The following is a 19683-nucleotide window of genomic DNA, read 5'->3' as shown; positions in this document are numbered from 1 at the left end:
CCCTCGGCCCACCGGCCCACTGACCCACCGACAAGGAGCCCGACGAAGTGCTTCCGGTCTTCATCGCCGCCGCCCGCCGCACCCCGATCGGGCGGCTGCGCGGCGCACTGTCCGCCGTCCGGCCCGACGACCTGTCGGCGGCCGTGCTGCGCGGACTGCTCTCCGAGGTGCCCGCGCTGGACCCGGCGCGGATCGACGACGTGTACTGGGGCGCCGCCAACCAGGCGGGCGAGGACAACCGCAACCTGGCCCGGATGGCCGTGCTGCTGGCCGGGCTGCCGGACAGCGTGCCGGGCGCCACGCTCAACCGGCTGTGCGCGTCCGGGATGGAGGCGGTCACCACCGCGGCCCGGGCGGTCGGCTCCGGCGAGGCGGACGTGGTGGTCGCGGGCGGCTGCGAGTCGATGAGCCGCGCCCCGTTCGTGCTGCCGCGCCCGGACGAGGCGCTGCCGCACCGGATGGAGACCTTCGACACCCGGCTCGGCTGGCGCCTGACCAACCCGCGGATGCGCGAACTGCACGGCGTGCTGTCGATGGGCGAGACCGCCGAGGAGGTCGCCGCCCGCTACGGCATCGGCCGCGAGGCGCAGGACGCGTTCGCCCTGCGCAGCCACCGACTGGCCGCCGCCGCAAGGGAGTCGGGGCACTTCGACGCCGAACTGCTGCCCGTCGCCCGCCCGGACGGGACGCTGGTCGACCGCGACGAGTCGATCAGGCCGGACACCACCGCGGAGAAGCTCGCCGCCCTGAAGCCGGTCTTCCGCCCCGGCGGGACGGTGACCGCGGGCAACGCCTCGCCGATGAACGACGGCGCGGCCGCCCTGCTGCTGGTCAGCGAACGGGCGCTGGCCGAGCTGGAGTTGGAGCCGCTGGGCCGGTACGTGGCGGGCGCCTCGGCGGGCGTGCACCCCGACGTGATGGGGATCGGGCCCGTCCCGGCCACCCGGCGGGTGCTGGAGCGCTCCGGCTGGAAGCTCGCCGACCTGGAGACCGCCGAGTTCAACGAGGCCTTCGCGGCCCAGGCACTGGCCTCCGTCGGCGAGTTGGGCATCGACCCGGAGCTGGTCAACCCCTCCGGCGGGGCGATCGCCCTGGGCCACCCGCTCGGCTGCTCCGGCGCCCGGATCCTCACCACCCTGCTGCACCGGATGCGCCGCACCGGCGCCCGGCGCGGCCTGGCCACCATGTGCGTGGGCGTCGGCCAGGGCTCGGCCGTCCTGGTCGAGCGCGACTGAACCCACCACCCCCACCAAAAACATGACGGATCGTCAGGAACGGAGCGCGACAGTGGGCAGGTTCGACGGCAAGGTGGCGGTGGTGACCGGCGCCGCGCAGGGCATCGGTGCGGCGACGGCGCGGCTGCTGGCCGCGGAGGGCGCGGCGGTCGCCGTGGTCGACCTCACGGCGGAGCGGGCGAAGGGCACCGTCGAGGAGATCCTGGCGGCGGGCGGCACGGCCCGGGCCTACGGGTGCGACGTCGCCGACTACGAGGCGGTCCAGGCCGTCTTCGCGGTCGTGGTCGAGGAGTTGGGCGGGGTGCACGTGCTGGTCAACAACGCCGGGATCACCCGCGACAACCTGTTCTTCAAGATGCCCAAGCAGGACTGGGACACCGTCCTCGCGGTCAACCTGACCAGCGCCTACAACTGCGCGCACGTCGCGCAGAAGTACTTCGTGGCGCAGAAGTACGGCAAGATCGTCTCGCTCAGCTCGCGCTCCGCCCTGGGCAACCGCGGCCAGGCCAACTACGCGGCGGCGAAGGCCGGCATCCAGGGCCTGACCGCGACCCTGGCCATCGAGCTCGGCCCGTTCAACGTCAACGTGAACGCCGTCGCCCCCGGCTACATCGCGACCTCGATGACCGCCGCGACCGCCGAACGGGTCGGCGCGACCCCGGAGCAGCACCAGGCCGAGGTCGCCGAGCGCACCCCGCTGCGCCGGGTCGGCCGCCCCGAGGAGGTCGCGGCCGTGGTCGCGTTCCTGGCCAGCGAGGACGCCTCGTACGTCAGCGGCCAGACGCTGTACGTCAACGGCGGCGCACGCTAGGCGTGCCGTCCGGCGGCCGGGGCGGTCAGTCCCGGCCCAGCAGGCCCAGGGCCCGGGAGCGCTGGGCGACGAGCGCGTCGTAGGTGCCGTCGCGCTCGGCCCAGCGGTGCCCGCGGACGGCCCGCACCAGGATCTCGCGCGGGGTGGGCTCCTGGGCGAGCAGCTCCATGACCTCGGTGGCGAAGTCGTCGAGCGGCAGCGCGTGCGGGTTCACCGCCTCCTGGCCGGCGGTGGCGACGGCCGGGGGGACGAGTTCGACGACGCCGACGCCGGTGCCGTCGAGCTGTGCGCGCAGCGCCTCGGAGTAGGCGTGCACCGCGGCCTTCGACGCGGCGTAGCCGGGCATCGGCGGGAACGGCAGGAAGGCGATGCCGGAGGTGACGGTGACGAAGGTGCCCGCGCCCCGTCGGACCAGGTGCGGGGTGAAGGCGTCGACGACCCGGACGGTGCCGAGCAGGTTGGTGTCGATCGTGGTCGCCGTCGCCGCGAAGTGCCCGGGGTCGAGCAGGTCCTCCAGCAGCATGACGCCCGAGCTGGTCACCACGGTGTCCAGCCCGGGGTACCGGGCGAGCACGGCGTCGCGGGCGGACGCGACCGAGGCGCCGTCGGTGACGTCGACGGCGAAGGCGCCGAAGCCCTCCCGGTCGAGTTCCGCGAGCGCCCGCGGGTCGCGGCCGCCGACGGCCACGGTGCTGCCCGCCGCGGCGAACCGGCGGGCCAGCTCCCGTCCGATGCCCGAGGTTCCGCCGACGACGAGGACGGTGCGGTCGGAGAGGTCCACGGGGTCCTCCCTTTCGTTCGGGGCGCCGCCGGGGTGCGGACCGGCGGCGGCCGGGGGTGGTTCCCGTCCCTGCCGGAACGGTTCCCCCGCAGTCTCGGCCGCACCGGCCGGGCCGCGGGAGGGCCCCCGTCCTCCCTGGTCCTGACAGGACCCCCGTTCCGGCACCCGCACCGCAGTACGGTGGGCGGCATGAAGGACGACGGATCCGGCAACCGGCTCGGCAGCTACCTGCGGGCCCGGCGCGAGCTGGTCTCCCCGGCCCGGGCGGGGCTCCCGCCCGGCGGCAACCGGCGGGTGCCCGGGCTGCGCCGCGAGGAGGTCGCGCTGCTCGCCGGGATCAGCCCCGACTACTACCTGCGCCTGGAGCGGGGTCGCGACCGGAACCCGTCCCCGCAGGTCCTGGAGTCGCTCGCCCGCGTCCTGCACCTCGACGAGGTCGAGCGGACGTACCTGCTCGGCCTCGCGGCGGCGCGCCCCCGGGCACCGCGCCGCAAGCGGCCCGAGCAGGTACCGGCGCGGGTGCACCAGTTGCTCGCCCACCTGACCGTGCCCGCCTTCGTCGAGGGGCGGGCGTTCGACGTCCTGGCCGCCAACCCCCTGGCGCTCGCGCTCTCCCCCCGGCTGCGCCCCGGCCTGAACCGGCTGCGCTCGCTGCTCCTCGACCCCGAGGAGCAGGCCTTCCACCAGGACTGGGCCCGGGCCGCGTCCGATGCCGTCGCCGCCCTCCGCGCCACGGTCGGGGACGACACCGACGACCCCCGGTTCGTCGAACTCGTCGGCGAACTCGCCCTGTCGAGCCCGCACTTCCGCGCCCTGTGGGCCCGCCACGACGTCCGCCCCCTCGGCGGGGGCACCACCACGGTCCACCACCCCGTCGTCGGCGACCTGCACCTGCACCGGGACAAGCTGCCCGTGGACGAAGTCATCCTCGTCGTCTACTACCCCGACAAGGACGGCGAGAGCGACGAGAAACTGCGCCTCCTCGCGGCGCTCGCGCACGACGGGCCGGTGGACGGCTCCCTCCCGCGGACGCCCTGAGGGAGCGGGAGGGGGCGGCGGGCGGCGCGTCGGTCAGCGCCAGGGCCGGCGGCGGCCGGGCTTCGACTGCGGCGCGGGCTGCGGCGGGACCGGAGCGGGGCCGGTCGGCGGGACCGGGGCGGGGCCGGTCGGCGGGACCGGCGCGGGGCCGGTCGGCGGGCGTTCGTGCTCAGGCTGGAGGATGACCGGGTAGTCGAGCCCGGTGGCGATCTGGACCAGCGCGGTGGCCCGCCAGCCCGTCCAGTCGCTCTCGCGGTCGTGGCTCTCGTGCTCGGCCCGGTCCTCGGTGCGCAGTTGGACCGCGGTCATCCCGGCCGCCGCGGCGCCGCCGAGCTCCCGGCCGTCGCCGACGCCGACGTACAGGCAGCGTTCGGGGGTGACGCCCAGGCGCCGCGCCACCTCGGCGTACAGGGCCGGGTCGGGTGTGCGGCGGCCCTCGCGGCAGGAGAACACCGCGGCGTCCACCCAGCGGGCGACGGGCACCAGCGCCCAGTGGTCGGCGAGTTCGCAGGAGCAGTCGCTGAGCACCCCGATCCGGACGTCCCGGCGGCGGATCGTCTCCAGCACCCGCAGGGCGTCCGGCCGCGCCTCGAACAGCTCCCGTTGCGCCTCGCGGCGGGCCTCGCACGCCCGCCACAGCGCGATCCGCTCCGGGTCCGTCACCCCGCAGCGCGCCGCGAGCGCGGTGACGGTCTCCCGCAGGTCACCGAGCCCGCCGACGGCCCGTTCCGGCCAGGACTCGTCCCAGGCCCGCCGCCAGCGCTGCGAGTCGATGCCCAGCGGGGCGGCGCTGCGCGCGGCGTGCTCGTCCCGCACCCGGGACGGGACGGCGGGAGTGAGCGTGCCGAAGAAGTCGAACACCACGGCCTGGAAGGGCGAGAACGGCATGCGGAGCAGGATACTGCCCCTGCACGGGCCAACGACCGTCGGTGCGAAGGGAGTTCACGCGCGGTGCAGTCGCACGGCAACCGAGGGCTCGGCGACGGCGGGCTCGGCGACGGTGCGGCGGCGGCCGCGACCGGCGAGGCGGCAGCCCGTGCAGTCCGGGTGGCCGTGGCGGGCGGCGCGGTCGCGGGTGCGCCAGTGCCGCTGCTGCGCCGGGCGCGGGCCGCTGGGCTTGCCCCAGCCCGCGAGGTGCAGGGCCCAGGTGGCGAACGCCGCGACGGGGGCCAGGGCGATCCCGGCCCACAGGACGGCGGGCGAGGCGAGGACCAGTCCGGCCCCGGCCACCGTGAAGGCGAGGATGCCGAGGGCGGAGCCGGTCCATCCCGCGACGGTGTGCCCCATGTCGTGGTCGCCGTGTGCGCTCATGTGTCCTCGTTTGGTGTGATGGGCGGATGCGGAGACAGGTCGGGCCGGATCGGGTGGCAGCCCACCGGACCGTTTATCTCACGAGCTAAGTAACTTAGATGCTAAGGAGTTCTCGAGTGGAGGGCAAGCCGCGCCCCCGGGCCACGCCTGAACAGGCCCTGCAGGCCATGGACCGCATGATCGCCCTGGCCCAGTTCGGCCAGCACGACATCGCCGCCAGGCTCGGGCTCAACGTCACCGACCTGACCTGTCTGGGCTTCGTGATCGAAGCCACCGCGTCCGGCGAACCGCTCGCCGCGGGCGACCTCGCCGAACGCGCCCAGCTCACCACCGGCGCCGTCACCGGCGTCCTCAACCGGTTGGAGAAGGCGGGGTACGCCCGCCGCGAGCCCGACCCGAGCGACCGCCGCCGGGTGCGCGTGCTGATGTCCGAGGACGCCCAGGAACGCATCCTCCAGGTGTACGGCCCCTTCTACGCCCGCCTGGCCGAGCTGTTCGCCGACTACTCCCCCGCCGAGGTCGCCGTCCTCGCCGACTGGTTCACCCGCGCCCGGGCCGCCATGGCGGACTCCCTCGCCGAGATCCGCGAGTAGGCCCGCGCCCGGCCCGCCCGCCGGCCTCCGACCCGCCCGCCGGCCTCCGACCCGCCCCCGTACCCGCCGACGAAGGAGCACCCGTGCCCGACCGCACCGAGATCCGCCTGATCGCACCCGGTGACGCCGCCCCGATAGCCGCCCACCGGGCCCGGGACGTCGAACTCCTCCGGCGCTGGGAACCGGCCCAGCCGCCCGCCCTCCTCACCGCGGAGGGCCAGGCCGAACGGATCGACCGGCTGCTGGCCGGGCACCGGGCCGGCACGCTCTGGCCGGGCGTGGTGCTCGCCGACGGCGAGGTGGTCGGACAGGTCACCGTCGGCGGCGTCCTGCCGCAGCCGCACCTGCGCCGCGGCTCCCTCGGCTACTGGATCGCGAGCACCGCCCAGAACCGGGGCCACGCCGGGCGCGCCGTCGGGCTCGCGCTGCGGGTGATGGCCGAGGAGCTCGGGCTGCGCCGCGCCGAGGCGTCCACCAACCTGGAGAACCTGCCGTCCCAACGGGTGCTGCGCCGCAACGGGTTCAGCCCGTACGGCGTCGCGCACTCCACGATCCTGCTCGACGGCGAGTGGCAGGACTCGCTGCTGTGGGAACTGATCCTCGGCGACTGACCGTTCGACCGGCCGGCCGGACAGGCGTCCGACCGACCGCCCGACTGCCGGGCCCTCAGCCGCGGTTCTCGGCGAGCTGGCGCAAGTAGCGCTCCGCGGCGCGGAGTTTGCGGTTGTCCGGGCCGGGGAGGTGCGCGCGGAGCTCGATGATGTCGGGGGCGAGCCGGATCGCCTCGGCCGGGTCCTCGACCGCGCGCCAGCAGGCCTCGGCGTTGGTGACGGCGCGCTGCGTCTCGGGGTGTTCGGGGCCGTCGCTCTGCAGCAGGGCCGCGGCGACCTGGCGGTAGAGCTCGGCCGCGACGGCGGGACGGCCGCCGACCCGGCAGACGTGCGCCCGGACCTGACGGACCTGCAGCACCACGGTGGCCCGGGCGCCGTACGCCCCGACGGCCTTCTCCTCCAGCGCGAGGGCGAGCGCCGAGGCGGTCTCGTGGTCGCCCGCCTCCGCACTGCGGACGATGTCGCCGATCGCCTCCAGGTACTCGCTGGGCGGCGCCTGCGTGCGGTCCACCGAGGGCTGCGGCGGCGGGGCGTCGGAGCCCTTGCCGAGCCGGACGGTCCCGGTGGACGCGGGGCCCGCCGCGGCGGGGGCGCCCCGGCCGGGGAGCGGGGTGGTGGCGGCGAGCGGGTCGTGCCGGGGCGTCGGTTCGGGCTCGGGGCCGCGCTCGACGATCGGGATGGTGACGGGCCGGTCTATCGGGAGGGTCGCGGCCAGGGTGTCACCGGCCCCGGCCGGTGCCGCCTCCTTGGCGAACGTCACGGCGGACGCGGCGGACGCGGCGGACGCGGCGGGCGCGGGTTCGAGCGTCGGCAGCGGCTCGGTCGCGGTGTCCCCGGCCCCGGCACCGGTCGGGGCACCGGTGCCCTTGCCCAGCTCGACCCGCGGCGCGCCGCGCCCCGGCTTGTCGAGCGCCACCGGCGGGGCCGCCGGGCCGGCGGAGGTGGGCGTGAGCGGGACGGTGGACTGCGTGTCCGCGGGCACCATCGGCTCGCCCTTGACCAGCGAGACCACCATCGCGCGGCGCGGCGGGGTCGCCGGGACGCCCGCCTTGCGCAGCGAGACCAGGCCGCGCGGCGTCCAGCCGGGCGAGAGCCGGGGCCGGACCGGTTCGGGAGCGGCGGTGCCACCGGCGGCACCGGCACCGACGGCCGCGCGGGCCGCGGTGTCGGAGCGGGCCTGGAGGGGGGCCGCGGGCTCGCCGGTGCCGATCTGCCGTGCGGTGTTGCGGAAGTAGGGCCGGTCGACGGGGTGCGAGGTGATCACCACGGTGTCGGCCCGCAGCACCGAACTGACCTGCTGGCGGACGAGTTCGGGGGTGAGGAACTGGTCGGCGCCGGGGCGCCCGCGGTGCAGGGCCTCGATCAGGCCGAGGGTGAAGGTTCCGAGCTGGTCGGGGTCGTGGTTGACGACGGCCCAGAGCGGTACGCCGTCGGCGAGTTGCTGCCCGGCGGTGGCGGCGAGGGTGGGCCAGACGACCTGGTCGGCGCTCAGGTCGCCGATCACCAGGGTGTCCAACTCGGTTCCGCGGTGCCGCAGTTCGGTGGCGATCGCGGACCAGGGCAGGCTCTCGGAGCTCTTGTTCTCGCGCAGCGAGAGGTAGAGCTGTTCGCCGCGCCGGTCGGTGATCAGGTGGCCGCCGAGGTGGATGAGCAGCGGTCCGGGGTGCCGGGCGGCGGCGCGCAGGTGGGCGAGGACGGTCTGCGGGTCGCTGGCCCCGGGCAGGTGGACGGCGTCGACCTGGTCCGCGGAGAGCAGCACCTGCGGGGCGACCCCGGCCAGCGCGGCGGAGAGCACCGAGGTGTGCGCGCCGCCGCCGCGGCCCCAGCGGCGTCCGCCGCCGTAGCCGCCCTCGATGACCAGGATGCGTCCGCGCAGGCCGCCGCCGATGCCGTGGGCGGGGGGCGGGGCGTCCGCGACGGGGGCGGCGGTGGGCGCGGGGGGCACGGCGCGGACGACCGGGAAGGAACCGGTCCAGCCGGTGCCGCCGGGCGGGGCCGCGGGCGGCGGCGGGAGGGCGGTGCCGCCCGCCGGGGTGGCGGTGGGGGGCAGCGGGACGGTGCGGGCGGCGTCCGGGATCACCAGGTTGATGGAGGTCGCGAACGGGTCGGCACCGGGCGCGGCTTCGAACTTCTGCTCCACGGCGGGCCCGCTCGGGGGAAGCTCGGACGTCTCCTCCGGGCCGGCCCCCGCCGACCCGTCCCCGGCCGTCGATGCCACGTCAGCCACCGTTCGGTCACCGCCCCCGTCCGTCGCCGGCGCGACGCCGTGCCTGTACGCCGTGGTGTCCCGCACCACGTTCCGATCCCGGCCACGATACGTGGTCGGCAGCCGGACCGGCCAGGCCGGGTCCCACGAGGGCCGGCACCCGGCCGGACCGCGCCCCGGCCCGCCCCCGAACGCGGCGACGGGGCGCGGGCGTTGGCCCCCGGCGGACCGCCGACCGGCCCCGAGCAGTACGGCGGACAGTGCGCAGAGGACGGTACGCAGGGGCCAGTACGGCAGGGCAGCACGGCAGGGCAGCACGGCAGGGCAGCACGGCAGGGCAGCACGCCGAGCGCCCCGTCACCGGGCGTCGGACGGGGTGTCAGTCCCGCTGTCCGGCCACCGGCTCGGGCCGGACCCGGTGGCCGTACCCGCGCACGACGGCGGCGGCCAGGAGGGCGACGGCGCCCCCGAGCACCATCACGGTGGCGGGCGAGGAGCGGTCCACCACGAGGCCGCCGGTCAGGGCACCGATCGACAGGGTCGCCTGGAAGGAGGAGGTGAACAGCACGCCCGCCGCCTCCGGGACGTGCGGGGCCGCCGCCAGGAACCAGTTCAGCGAGCACACCGGCACGGCGCCGTACGCCGCGCCCCACAGCGTCAGCAGGACGGCGGCGCCCGGGCCGCCGGTGCCGAGCAGCGGCATCAGCAGGGTCGCGGCGGCGAGCAGCACCACGGCCGTGCCGAAGACCGGCCGCAGGGCGCCCGCCGCGCGGCCTCCGGCGAGCGCGTTGCCGAGCAGCCCGGCGGCGCCGTACCCCAGCAGCAGGCCGGTGACCAGGCCGGGCCCGGCGTGCGCGGTGGTCTCCAGGAACGGGGTGACGTAGGTGTAGCTGCCGAAGTGGGCCAGCACGATCAGGAAGGTCACGGCGAGGCCGCTGCGGGTGCCCCGTCCGGTGAGCAGGCCGCGCAGCACGCCCAGGTCGGTGACGGCCGACGGGGGCAGCGGCGGGAGCGAGAGCAGCAGGGCGGCCAGGGTCAGCACGGTCAGCGCGGCCGCCACCAGGAAGGCGGCCCGCCAGCCCGCGAGCGACCCGAGGTACACGCCCGCCGGTACGCCGAGGACCGAGCCGAGCGGGACGGCGGTGAAGAACACGGTGGTGGCCCGGCCCTGCCGGTGCGCCGGGACGAGCCGGGCGGCGAGCCCCGAGCCGACCGACCAGAACGCCCCGATGACCAGGCCGAGGGCGACCCGGGCGGCCAGCACGGCCCAGTAGGCGGGGGCGAGGGCGTTGAGGAGGTCCGCCAGGGTCAGGAGCAGCAGCAGGACGCACAGCACGGTCCGCCGGTCGGCGTGCCTGGTCGCGACCGTCACCACCGGTGCGGCGGCCGCGGCGACGAGGCCCGGGAGGGTCATCATCAACCCGGCGGTGCCGTCGGAGATCCGGAAGGTGGCGCCGATCGGGGTGAGCAGGCCGATCGGCAGGATCTCGGTGGTGACGAGGGAGAACACGCCCGTGGTGACGGCCAGTACGGCGGGCCAACCACCTTGCCCCGTCCGTCGGTTGGGGCGGTCACCGGGGGCGGTGGGCGGGCGGTGGGTGGTGGTGGCGGCCATGCCGGAGGTCCTGTCCGTGGGCGGTGGGGTGTCCCTGGACAGTCCACCAGCCGGACCGGGGGCGGACCGGCGCGAATCGGACCTCGACGTCCCGCCCCGCGTCCGTCAGCCCGCCACCCCGTCACCCCGTCACCCCGTCAACGCCCCTCCCGCCGACGGCGGTTGCGGGCGAACAGCAGCACCCCGACCCCGAGCAGCACGCTCAGCGCCGTGCCCGCGGCGACCGTGCCGATCCCGCCCGCACCGGTCGGGGGCAGTCCCCCGCCGTGGTGGTGCGGCCGGGGCCGGTCGGTCGGCCCGGGGTGCGGCGTGGGGCTGGGCGTGGGCTCCGGCGAGGGCGAGGGCGAGGGCTTCGGGGTCGGGGACGGCGACGGGCTCGGCGAGGGCGACGGGGTGGTCACCTCGACCGGGACGTCCGGGCTGCGCGAGGCCCGCCACTCACTGCCGGACGGGGCGTAGACGGCGTGCAGCACGTGGGTGCCCGCCGTCGGGTGCGGGTACGTCAGGACGGCGCGCCCGTCCGCGTCCAGCGTCGCGGTGCCGACGGCGGTGCCGTCCACGTACAGGGTCACCGTGCCGGGCGGGGTTCCGGCGGCGGCGTCCCGGGCGGTGACGCGGAGGTCCACCGGCAGGTCGACGCCCTCCTCGGGGGTGCCGCGCGGGACGAGCGCGGTGACGGTGTCGGCGGCCCACTGGGCGTGGACGGTGCGGTCGGCGTCCAGCGGGGTGTCGGGGCCGATCTCGACGGGCCGGCCGCTGCCGTCGGCCGCCGTGTTCCAGCCGGTGAACGTGAAGCCCGCCCGGGTGGGCGGCGCGGGGACGGTGCGGGCCCCGGCGGCGAAGGAGGTGGCGAACACCCGGACGGCTTCGGTGGGGGTGCCGCCGTTGGCGTCGAAGGTGACCAGGAAGTTGTGCGGCTTCACGCCCAGTTGCTGCCACTGGACGCCGTCGGTGGGCAGCTGGATCGCCCCGTTGTTGACGACCAGTCCGTTGCCGGTCCCGCCGCTGCGCAGCGAACCGTCGCCGGTGACGGTGACGCCCGCGGGGACGCGCAGCGCCGCGCCCCCGGGGACGATCAGCACGGCGGGGGCGCGGACGTCCAGCGAGCCGAAGGCGCTGCCCGCGACCGCGCCCTGACCGACCGCGGAGGAGTCGTAGGCGGCCTTGTTGGCGGCGGTGACGGTGCCGCCCTCCAGGACGACGGTGCCGCCCGCTCCGGCCTGGCCGCCGCCGATGCCCGCACCGGAGGTGGTGGCGGTGGCGGTGACCACGGGGTTGTCGCGGACGGTGAGCGAGCCGCCCGCGCCGCCGTAGCCGCCGCCGATCCCGGCGCCGATGGCGGAGCCGGTGGCGGTGACCTGCGCGGTCCCGGCGATCAGGACGGTGCCGCCGTTGCCGCCGGTCAGCGGGGTGGTGAGGCCGGCCTGGCCGCCGCCGATGCCCGCGCCGCGGCCGGTGCTGGTGGCGGTGACGGTGGCGGCGCCGTCGACGGTGACCTCGCCGCCGTCGCCGCCCCAGTAGCCGCCACCGATGCCCGCCCCGCCGTCGCTGGTGGCGGTGACGGTGGCGTGGTCGGTGATCCGGGTGGTGCCGCCGGGGCTGTAGTCGCCGCCGCCGATGCCCGCGCCGTCGACGGCCCTGGCGTGACGGTGGCGTTGCCGGAGATGGTGACGCTGCCGCCGCCCCCGCGGTCGCCGCCGCCGATCCCGGCGCTGAACTGCCCTCCGGCGGCGGAGACCCGGGCGTCGCCGGTGATGGTGACGGTGCCGTTCTCGCGGTGGTTCTTGTCGCCGCCGATGCCGGCCGCCTCGTTGTCCCGGGCGGTGGCGCTGACCACCGCCCGGCCCTGGACCACCAGGGTGGCGCCGCCCACGGCGATGCCCGCGCCGCCGAGGCGCGGGGAGGCGGCGGTGAGCACGCCCGGCGTGGCGGGGGCGGGGGTGGTGTCGGTGAGGGTGAGGGTGCTGCCCGCACCGAGCACGACGGCGACGGTGTCGAGGCGGTGGCCGTTCAGGTCGAGGGTGAGCGCGGCCCCGTCGGCGAGCCGCAGGTCGGCGGCCGCGCCCTGCACGAGGTCCGCCCCGAGCTCGACCTGCCCGCCGACCCCGGCCGGGTTCGCGAACGCGCCGCTGAGCGCCACCCAGTCGCCGACGTCCGTGGCGAACGCGGGCTGCGGGAGCAGCGTCCAGGTGGCGGCGACGACCACAGCGGCAGCCAGGACGGCCCTGCTCGGGCCCGTGGAGTTGCGCATGGCCCAGAGTAGGCGAACGATCTCCCTCCGCTTACGCACGATCACCCCCGACGGCGTGTCCCGCGCCCGCTCGACGGCCTCCCCGGGCCGCCGGTCCGAGCAGCCGGTCCGAGCAGCCGGTCCGAGGAGCCTGCCATCATGCCGCGCATGGATGACCGAGTCGCCGACCTTCGCCCCTGCGTTTTCTGCTCCCACCCGGTGCCGGAGGACGCGCTCGACGAGTACGACTGCCCGGTGTGCGGCGATCCCTGGTCCCGGCCGCCGTCCCGCTGACCGTCTGCCCGCACCCGCTCGCCCGCCCCGTCAGGGGTGGCCGTTGCCCGTGCGCAGGGCGGCGCCGAGCGGGGTGGGGCGGTAGTGGACGTGGCGGCCGTGGCGGGTGCGCTCCAGCAGGGCGGCGGCGTGCAGGGCGGCCAGGTGCTGGCTGACGGCGGCGGGGGTGACGGCGAGGCGGTGGGCGAGTTCGGTGGTGGTGGCGGGGCCGTCGTCGGCGAGCATCACCAGGAGCCGGGCGCGGGTCGCGCCGAGCAGCTGGGCCAGGGCGCGCGGGGCGGGCGGCGGCGGGCTCTCGGCGAGGGTGGCCAGGCCGCGGGTGGCGTAGACGATGTGCGGGGGCGCGTCGCGGTCGAGCATGGTGGAGACGCCGTCGGCGAAGCAGCTGGGGGTGAGCAGCAGGCGGCGGCCGTCGACGGGGATGTCGTCGGGGGTGGACGGCCAGGGGCCGCCGCGGCGGATGGTCAGGGTGTCGTCGGCCCAGGAGAGCCGTTCGCTGATGCCGCGGAACAGCGCGTCGGCGCCGCCCTCGGCGAGGGTGCGGGCGCGGTGCGCGAGGTCGGCGGCCAGGACGGCGCGGGCCCGGGGCCACCAGTGCGGGCGCAGGCAGGCGTGCCAGTACGCCTCCAGGGCGTCGGCGAGGTCGGCGAGCAGCCGGTCGGGGTGGTGCAGGCCCGCGGCGAGCACGGGCGGGACGGGTTCGCCGAGCGGGTGGAAGGTCTGTTCGATGCCGGGTCGCAGCCGGGCGGGGTCGGTGGCGCGCAGCGCGGCGAGTTCCGCGCGCAGGTCGGGGGCGGGGGCGGCGGGGCGCGGGGTGAGGAAGTCGGGGACCCAGTAGCGGCGGTGGGCGACCAGCGCGGTGAGCAGGGGGTGCGCGTCGAGCCGTTCGTACGCGGGGCGCATTGCGGCGAAGGCGGGGCGCAGGGCGGGGAAGCGGCGGGCGTGGTGGGTCCACATGCGCAGGCTGAGCACGGCCTCCTGGAGCGGCGAGTACGCGAAGGAGGTGGCGGCGAGGTCGGCGAGGCGGAGCCGGAAGCGGATCATTAAGCACCAGGGTAAATCGGTTCCGGCCTCCGGCGGCCGCGGGTGTGCTGGTCGGCATGAACCTGAGCACCGCCTCCCCGCCCCTCGCCCGCCCGCTCTCCCCCGCCCCGGTGGTGCGCCGACTGGCGGCGCTGCTGCTGGTGAACGCGGTCGGCAACGGGCTGTTCCTGACGGTGGGCACGCTCTGGTTCACCCGCGGCCTGGGCTTCTCGGCGGGGGTGGTGGGCGCGGCGCTGACGGCGGCGGGCCTGTGCGGGGGGCCCGCGGCGCTGCCGGTGGGGCGGCTGTGCGACCGGCTGGGCGCGAAGCCGGTGCTGGCAGTGGTGCACGTGGTGCAGGCGGGGGCGACGGCGGTGTTCGCGTTCACCGGGTCGCTGTGGCTGTTCGTCCTGCTGGTGTGCGTGACGGGCGCGGCCTCCCGGGCGAACGGGGTGGCCCGCTCCACCCTGTACGCGCACGCGCTGCCCGCCGCGGTGCGTACCCGGGCGCTGGCCGTGCTGCGGGCGCTCAACAACGTCGGCATCGGCGCGGGCGCGGCGCTCGGCTCGCTGGTGCTGGCGCACGGCGGACCGGTCTCGCTGCGGGTGGCGATCTGCGCGAGCGCGGCCGCGTACCTGCTGGCGCTGCTGCCGCTGCGGACGGTGCCGACGGGGGTCGCGCCCGGCCCGGCGGCCGCCCGGCCGGTGGCGGCGCGCCCGCTGCGGGACCTGCCGTTCGTGGGGGTGGCGGTGCTGAACGCGGTGGTGAACACGCTGTACGTGGTGCTGGAGGTCGGGTTGCCGCTGTGGACGCTCGGGCACACCGCGGCCCGTCCGGCGGTGACGGGCTGGCTGCTGCTGACCAACACCGCGCTGGTGGCGCTGCTGCAGGTGCTCGCGGCTCGTCGGGTGTCCGAACTCGCGGGCGCGGCACGGTCGTTCCGGCTCGGCGGCCTGCTGGTGGGCGCGGCCTGCGTGACCCTGGCGGGGGCGGCCGGACGGACGCCGGGGGTCGCGGTGGCGGTGCTGCTCGGGGCGGTGGTGCTGCTGACGGCCGGCGAGGTCCTCTCCCAGGCGGGCAGTTGGGCCCTGGCGTACGGCCTGGCCCCCGAGCACGCCCACGGCGCGTACCAGGGCGTCCTGCACACCGGCGTCGCCCTGGCCCAGGCCCTCGCCCCGGCCGCCCTCACCGCCCTGGTCCTCCCCCGCGGCACCACCGGCTGGGCCGCCCTCGCCGCCGTCCTCGCCTGCGCGGCCCTCGCCCTCCCCCCGGTGGCCCGCCACGCGGCCCGCCGCAACGAGGCGGCCGGTCGGCCGAGTTGACCGCCCCCGCTCCTCGGCGCCCCGCCGGGCCGGGCCGCGCCCTCACCCCAGCGTGTTCTTGTACACCGTCCCGCCCTTGACGACGAGCCGCAGGTGGCGGCCGGGGTCGCCGAGGACGGCAAGGTCGCTGGTCGGGTCGCCGTCGACCACCAGCAGGTCGGCCCAGGCGCCGGGGACGAGGACGCCGAGCGGGGCCTCGCGGTAGGGATCGCGGAGCCCGGCGAGGCGGAACAGTTCGGCGTTGCCGGAGGTGGCGAGCTTGAGGACGGCGACGGGGTCGAGGTACTCGCCGAGGCGGACCAGCATCTCGTTCTGCCGGTGGGCGAGGGAGGGTTCGAGCAGCAGGTCGGTGCCGAAGGCGAGCCGGACGCCGTGCTTCAGCGCCCAGCGGAAGGTGTCGCCGACGCCCGCGCAGACCCGGCGGTTCTTGGCCCGGCTGTCGGCGTTGTCGAAGTGGTGGTCGTCCTCGGCGAAGGGCTGGGTGCTGAGCCAGACCCCGCGCTCGCCGAGCAGCCGGACGGTCGCCTCGTCGGCCAGGTGCCCGTGCTCGATGCAGCGCACGCCCGCGTCGACGGCGCGCCGCACGCCCTCGGAGGTGTAGACGTGCACGGTGACGTAGGTGCCCCAGTCGGCGGCGGCCCGGACGGCGGCCTCCAGTTCGGCGGGCGTGAACTGCAGGACGTCCAGCGGGTCGTACGCGGAGGCGGCGCCGCCCCCGGCCATCAGCTTGATCTGGGCGGCGCCGCGCTTGAGCTGCTCGCGCACCGCGGCGAGGACGCGTTCGGGCCCGTCGGCGACCCGCATCAGGCCGAGCTGCTCGGCCCGGGACGGCGGCCCGCCGAGCGCGGTGGGCGGGTCGTAGACCGTGCCGAAGTCGCCGTGCCCGGAGGTCTGCGAGAGCGCGGCCTGGCTGGGGTAGATCCGCGGCCCGGGGAACAGTCCGGCGTCCAGGACGCGGCGCAGCGGGTCGGTGTCGCCGGCCAGGTCGCGGACGGTGGTGAAGCCGCGCATCAGCATCGCCCGGGCGGAGGCCAGCGCCTGGTAGTACACCGCGCCGGTGGGGGCGAGCTGGAGTCCGGCCATGGTGCCGCCGATCAGCATCAGGTGGACGTGCGCGTCGGTCAGGCCGGGCATCAGGGTGCGGCCGCCGCCGTCGACCACCGTCCCGGCGGTCCCGGCCGCGGGCGCCGGGTGCCCGAGCACGACCTCGGCGATCCGGTCGCCCTCGGTGCGGACGTACCCGGGCACCGCCTCGTCCCCGATCCCGTCGAAGACCCGGACGTTGGTGATCAGCAGCCCGCCCGGAACGGCGGTGGACGCGTCAGGAGCCATGCCCCATGCTCGTCCGCCCGGACCGCCCGCCCCCGCCCGTTCGGCCGGACGTGGGCGCGTCGGGCGGCGGCTCGCGGCGAGCCGTTCCCCGTGCCCCGCCCCGCTCCGCCCGGACGGTCGTCAGTAGGTGACGGTGATCCTGCGGGCCGGGCCGTCGACCCGGATGCGGCCGCCGTAGGGGATGACGAGCTGCGGTTCGGTGTGGCCGAGGTCGACGTCGAAGACCACGGTGGCGTCGGGGGCGTAGGCGTCCAGGGCGCGCAGGACGGCGGCGCGCTGTTCGGCGCGGTAGCGGGCGCGGGCGGGTGCGTCGTGGGGGTGCTCGAAGGACCAGGCCATGGCGCGGCCGACCAGGACGGCGGGGAACTGGCGGAGCAGGCCGCGCTCGCCGAGGTTGCGCAGCATCCGGAACACCTCGGTGGCGCTGGGCAGTTCCTCGGAGGTCTCCAGGATCAGCACGCCCCCGGCGTGCTCGGCGGCGGGGCGCAGCCGGTCGGCGGCGGCCATCCAGTGCAGGATCTCCAGGTTGCCGCCCCAGCTGGTGCCTTCGACGACCCGGTCGGGACGGTGCCAGTGCCAGCCGGTGGCGGGTTCGGCGGCGGGTTCGCGCTCGAAGGTGGCCGGGTCCTCCCAGCGGCCGAGGACGGTGCTGCTGTCGGCGGCCTCGGTGAGTTCGTACGGGCCGCTGCCGAAGAGGGCGGCGCGCAGCGAGGCGTCGGTGAGCGGGTGGACGGCGTGCGGGCGGCCGAGCTGGGTCATCAGGGCGGCGCCGTGGTAGCTGACGATGCCCTGGCGGTGCAGGAGGTCGAGCAGGTTGGTGTTGTCGCTGTAGCCGAAGAAGGGCTTGGGGTTGGCCCGGATCAGTTCGGCGTCCAGGTGCGGGACGACGGTGATCTGGTCGTCGCCGCCGAGGGTCGCCATGACGGCGGCGACGCCCGGGTCGGCGAAGGCGGCGTGCAGGTCGGCGGCGCGCTCGGCGGGGGTGGCGCCGAGCTTGCGGGTGGTCGGGTACTCGACGGGCTCCAGGCCGTACTCCTCGCGCAGGCGGCGCAGCCCGAGCTCGTGCGGCAGCGGGAAGGCGCCCGGCCCGGCGAAACCGGGTGAGACGATCGCGATCCGGTCGCCGGGGCGGGGCTTGGGCGGGTACGTGGGCTGGTCCGTCATGCCGGGATGCTAGCGACGCGGGCGGGCCGCACACGACCGGATATCCGGAGCGGTCCGGGCGCGGTTCAGGGGCGGACGTCCAGCAGGGTCTTGCCGAGGGTGGCGCGGTTCTCGATGGCGCGGTGGGCGTCGGCGGCGCGCTCCAGCGGGAAGCGCTGGCCGATGACGGGGCGCAGCCGGTGCGCGGCGGCCTCGGCGAGGACGTGGGCGGTGGCGGCGCGGGTGCGCTCCGGGGTGGGGCGCAGGTGGAGGACGGTCAGGTCGCGGGCGGCGGCCTCGTCGGCCGGGAGGTCGGTCCAACTGCCGCTGGCCAGGCCGTAGCTGACGATGCGGCCGCCGTCGCGGAGCAGGCCGGCGGCGGCCCGGCCGAGGGCGCCGCCGACGCCGTCGAGGACGAGGTCGACGGGGGCCGGGGCGCGGGTCCAGTCGGGCTGCAGGTAGTCGACGGTCTCGGCGGCGCCGAGTTCGGCGGCGAGGGCGAGTTTGCGCGGGCCGCCGGCCGCGGCGAGGACGTGGGCCCCGGCGGCGGTGGCGAGTTGGACCAGCAGGGTGCCGACGCCCCCGGCCGCGGCGGTGACCAGGACGCGTTCGCCGGGCGCGGGGGCGGCGGTCTCCAGCAGCAGGCGGGCGGTGCGGCCGTCGGCGAGCAGCGCGGTGGCGGTGTCCAGCGGGAGGCCGTCGGGGACGGGGTGCAGGCCGTCGGCGGGGACGGCGGCGAGTTCGGCGTAGCCGCCGCTGCCGCCGGTGGAGGAGACCACCCGCCGCCCGAGCCAGGCCGGGTCGGCGCCGGGGCCGAGGGTGGTGACGGTGCCGCCGACGCCGTTGCCGGGCACCATCGGGAGGGCGCCGGTGAACGGTCCGAGGCCGGTGGCGCGGAACTGGGTCTCGACGAAGGTCAGGTTGGCGTGCGCGACCTCGACCAGCACCTGCCCTTCCCCCGGCACCGGGTCGGGGGCGGCCCCGGCCACCAGCACCTCGGGCCCGCCGAACTCCCGCAGCCACACCGCTCGCATCACGCCTCCGCCCGTTCCCGGACCGGTCGTTCCGGCCCGCCGCCCATCCTGCAACCTCAAGCGGGCTTGAGGTCAAGCACGGCCCCGACCGACCGGGTGTCACCGGCGGGTGCCGGGATCCGGGCCGTGGACACGGACGGTTTCCGGGCGCTGGAGGCGATCGGCCACGAGAGCCCCCACGACGCCGAGTTCGACGAACCGGTGTGGACGCCGGAGCAGCGCGCCGCCCGGCTGCCGCGGCTCACCGCGCTGTTCGCCGGAGCGAACCGACGCCCCGTCAGGTCAGTGCCCGCTCGATCAGCGCGCGGGTGAACAGCCGGGCCTGCTCGGCGCGTTCGGTGCGGGCCCCGGGGGTGAGGACGGGCGGGGTGCCGTAGCGGCGGGCGGCGATGTCCTCGGCCAGGCCGGGCGGGGCCTCCAGGGCGGCGAGGCGGGTGATCGCCTCGCGCTTGGTGATCAACCGGCCCTCGCGCAGGGCGGCGGTGGCGCGGACGGCGGTGACCGGGCCGTGGTCGACCCAGATGTCGCGCTGCCACGGGTCGGGGCGGGCGGTGATCGGGTACCAGTAGTCGCGCAGGTCGGCCCGGATGAAGGCGTGCAGTTCGGCGTCGTCCACCGGCGGCAGCAGCTTCTCGGGGCGCTCGCCCGCCAACACCGTTGCACCGTCCAGCAGTTCGCGCCGGGTGACGGCCGTGACCGGACGCCGCATCGGCTCGCCCTGGGCGAAGGTGAAGTGCGCGGCGGCCGCGTCGGCGAGCTCCCCGACCGGCAGGTAGCTGCAGTGCAGCCGCGCCGCGTCGGGCTCCCGGTCGATCAACTCCCGGTGCAGCGCGGCGAGTCGCTCCTGCAGCTGCCCGTCCGGGGCGGCGGGGAGGACGGCGACCAGGTCGAGGTCGCTGCGCCCGTGCCGGTAGTCCCCGTACGCCAGCGAGCCGTGCGCCCACAGCGCACGCACCGGCGCGGCGGCGGACAGGCGGGCGGTGAACTCCGCCAGCAGCGGTGCGGCCAGGGCGCGTTGGGCGGCGTCGACGGCGTCCCGCTCGGCGGCGGACAGCCGCAGCAGCTCCGGAAGGGTCATGCCGCCCATCCTGACACGCCCGCCCC

General features: G+C 76.9%; 20 protein-coding genes. 8 read left to right on the top strand and 12 right to left on the bottom strand.

Annotation, left to right across the window (positions count from 1 at the left end):
• Window positions 1-47: 47 nt before the first annotated feature.
• Entirely contained in the window at window positions 48-1235 is a 1188-nt protein-coding gene (locus QSK52_RS02305; RefSeq protein ID WP_285732885.1) for a thiolase family protein, read from the top strand.
• Between the two features lie 52 nt (window positions 1236-1287).
• Window positions 1288-2046 (top strand): 3-oxoacyl-ACP reductase FabG, encoded by a 759-nt coding sequence (gene fabG / locus QSK52_RS02300; RefSeq protein ID WP_285732883.1) that lies wholly within the window; start codon window positions 1288-1290, stop codon window positions 2044-2046.
• 25 nt (window positions 2047-2071) lie between these two features.
• Here the strand turns inward: fabG and QSK52_RS02295 are convergent, their stop codons facing one another.
• Entirely contained in the window at window positions 2072-2827 is a 756-nt protein-coding gene (locus QSK52_RS02295; protein ID WP_285732881.1) for an SDR family oxidoreductase, read from the bottom strand.
• Between the two features lie 189 nt (window positions 2828-3016).
• Between QSK52_RS02295 and QSK52_RS02290 the strand changes: the two genes are divergently transcribed.
• Window positions 3017-3865, top strand: coding sequence for a helix-turn-helix domain-containing protein (locus QSK52_RS02290; RefSeq protein ID WP_285732879.1), 849 nt, complete (start codon window positions 3017-3019; stop codon window positions 3863-3865).
• Window positions 3866-3898: 33 nt separating this feature from the next.
• On the opposite strand, the gene QSK52_RS02285 is transcribed toward QSK52_RS02290, so the two are convergent.
• Together QSK52_RS02285 and QSK52_RS02280 are read right to left on the bottom strand one after the other, a co-directional pair.
• Complete coding sequence (locus tag QSK52_RS02285) at window positions 3899-4753, bottom strand: HAD family hydrolase (protein WP_285732877.1); 855 nt, start codon at window positions 4751-4753, stop codon at window positions 3899-3901.
• 54 nt (window positions 4754-4807) lie between these two features.
• Window positions 4808-5176, bottom strand: coding sequence for an HGxxPAAW family protein (locus tag QSK52_RS02280; RefSeq protein WP_285732875.1), 369 nt, complete (start codon window positions 5174-5176; stop codon window positions 4808-4810).
• Between the two features lie 116 nt (window positions 5177-5292).
• Here QSK52_RS02280 and QSK52_RS02275 point away from each other — a divergent pair, with 116 nt between their 5' ends.
• Together QSK52_RS02275 and QSK52_RS02270 are read left to right on the top strand one after the other, a co-directional pair.
• Complete coding sequence (locus QSK52_RS02275) at window positions 5293-5769, top strand: MarR family transcriptional regulator (protein WP_285732873.1); 477 nt, start codon at window positions 5293-5295, stop codon at window positions 5767-5769.
• Between the two features lie 83 nt (window positions 5770-5852).
• Entirely contained in the window at window positions 5853-6380 is a 528-nt protein-coding gene (locus QSK52_RS02270) for a GNAT family N-acetyltransferase (RefSeq protein ID WP_285732872.1), read from the top strand.
• A 55-nt stretch (window positions 6381-6435) separates the two neighbouring features.
• On the opposite strand, the gene QSK52_RS02265 is transcribed toward QSK52_RS02270, so the two are convergent.
• The 4 genes from QSK52_RS02265 to QSK52_RS02250 form a co-directional block, all read right to left on the bottom strand.
• On the bottom strand, window positions 6436-8607 hold the full coding sequence (locus QSK52_RS02265) for a hypothetical protein (protein WP_285732870.1): 2172 nt from the start codon (window positions 8605-8607) through the stop codon (window positions 6436-6438).
• Between the two features lie 358 nt (window positions 8608-8965).
• A complete protein-coding gene (locus tag QSK52_RS02260; protein WP_285732868.1) occupies window positions 8966-10201 on the bottom strand; it encodes an MFS transporter in 1236 nt (411 codons plus the stop codon).
• 137 nt (window positions 10202-10338) lie between these two features.
• On the bottom strand, window positions 10339-11472 hold the full coding sequence (locus QSK52_RS02255) for an Ig-like domain repeat protein (RefSeq protein ID WP_285732866.1): 1134 nt from the start codon (window positions 11470-11472) through the stop codon (window positions 10339-10341).
• A gap of 131 nt (window positions 11473-11603) precedes the next feature.
• Window positions 11604-12452 carry a hypothetical protein gene (locus QSK52_RS02250; protein WP_285732864.1) on the bottom strand — a complete coding sequence of 283 codons (849 nt, stop codon included), beginning with the start codon at window positions 12450-12452 and terminating at the stop codon, window positions 11604-11606.
• 147 nt (window positions 12453-12599) lie between these two features.
• On the opposite strand from QSK52_RS02250, the gene QSK52_RS02245 reads away from it, so the two are divergent.
• Window positions 12600-12725, top strand: coding sequence for a hypothetical protein (locus tag QSK52_RS02245; protein WP_285732862.1), 126 nt, complete (start codon window positions 12600-12602; stop codon window positions 12723-12725).
• Between the two features lie 30 nt (window positions 12726-12755).
• Here the strand turns inward: QSK52_RS02245 and QSK52_RS02240 are convergent, their stop codons facing one another.
• Window positions 12756-13769 carry an ArsR family transcriptional regulator gene (locus QSK52_RS02240; protein WP_285732860.1) on the bottom strand — a complete coding sequence of 338 codons (1014 nt, stop codon included), beginning with the start codon at window positions 13767-13769 and terminating at the stop codon, window positions 12756-12758.
• Between the two features lie 56 nt (window positions 13770-13825).
• Here QSK52_RS02240 and QSK52_RS02235 point away from each other — a divergent pair, with 56 nt between their 5' ends.
• Window positions 13826-15070 carry an MFS transporter gene (locus QSK52_RS02235; RefSeq protein WP_285732858.1) on the top strand — a complete coding sequence of 415 codons (1245 nt, stop codon included), beginning with the start codon at window positions 13826-13828 and terminating at the stop codon, window positions 15068-15070.
• 42 nt (window positions 15071-15112) lie between these two features.
• On the opposite strand, the gene QSK52_RS02230 is transcribed toward QSK52_RS02235, so the two are convergent.
• From QSK52_RS02230 to QSK52_RS02220, 3 genes are all read right to left on the bottom strand, one after another.
• On the bottom strand, window positions 15113-16402 hold the full coding sequence (locus QSK52_RS02230) for a metal-dependent hydrolase family protein (RefSeq protein ID WP_285732856.1): 1290 nt from the start codon (window positions 16400-16402) through the stop codon (window positions 15113-15115).
• 120 nt (window positions 16403-16522) lie between these two features.
• Complete coding sequence (locus QSK52_RS02225; protein WP_285732854.1) at window positions 16523-17566, bottom strand: S66 family peptidase; 1044 nt, start codon at window positions 17564-17566, stop codon at window positions 16523-16525.
• A gap of 65 nt (window positions 17567-17631) precedes the next feature.
• Window positions 17632-18579: a zinc-binding dehydrogenase gene (locus QSK52_RS02220; protein WP_285732852.1), complete on the bottom strand. Its 948-nt coding sequence runs from the start codon at window positions 18577-18579 to the stop codon at window positions 17632-17634.
• Window positions 18580-18705: 126 nt separating this feature from the next.
• Between QSK52_RS02220 and QSK52_RS02215 the strand changes: the two genes are divergently transcribed.
• Complete coding sequence (locus tag QSK52_RS02215) at window positions 18706-18891, top strand: hypothetical protein (protein WP_285732850.1); 186 nt, start codon at window positions 18706-18708, stop codon at window positions 18889-18891.
• Here the strand turns inward: QSK52_RS02215 and QSK52_RS02210 are convergent.
• A complete protein-coding gene (locus QSK52_RS02210; RefSeq protein ID WP_285732847.1) occupies window positions 18857-19657 on the bottom strand; it encodes a nucleotidyltransferase domain-containing protein in 801 nt (266 codons plus the stop codon). The two genes, QSK52_RS02215 and QSK52_RS02210, sit on opposite strands and share 35 nt — an antisense overlap.
• Window positions 19658-19683: the final 26 nt, after the last annotated feature.

Origin of the sequence: Kitasatospora phosalacinea (assembly GCF_030268885.1) — a bacterium.
Lineage (GTDB): Bacteria > Actinomycetota > Actinomycetes > Streptomycetales > Streptomycetaceae > Kitasatospora > Kitasatospora phosalacinea_C.
This window is presented reverse-complemented; position numbering and strand designations above follow the sequence as displayed.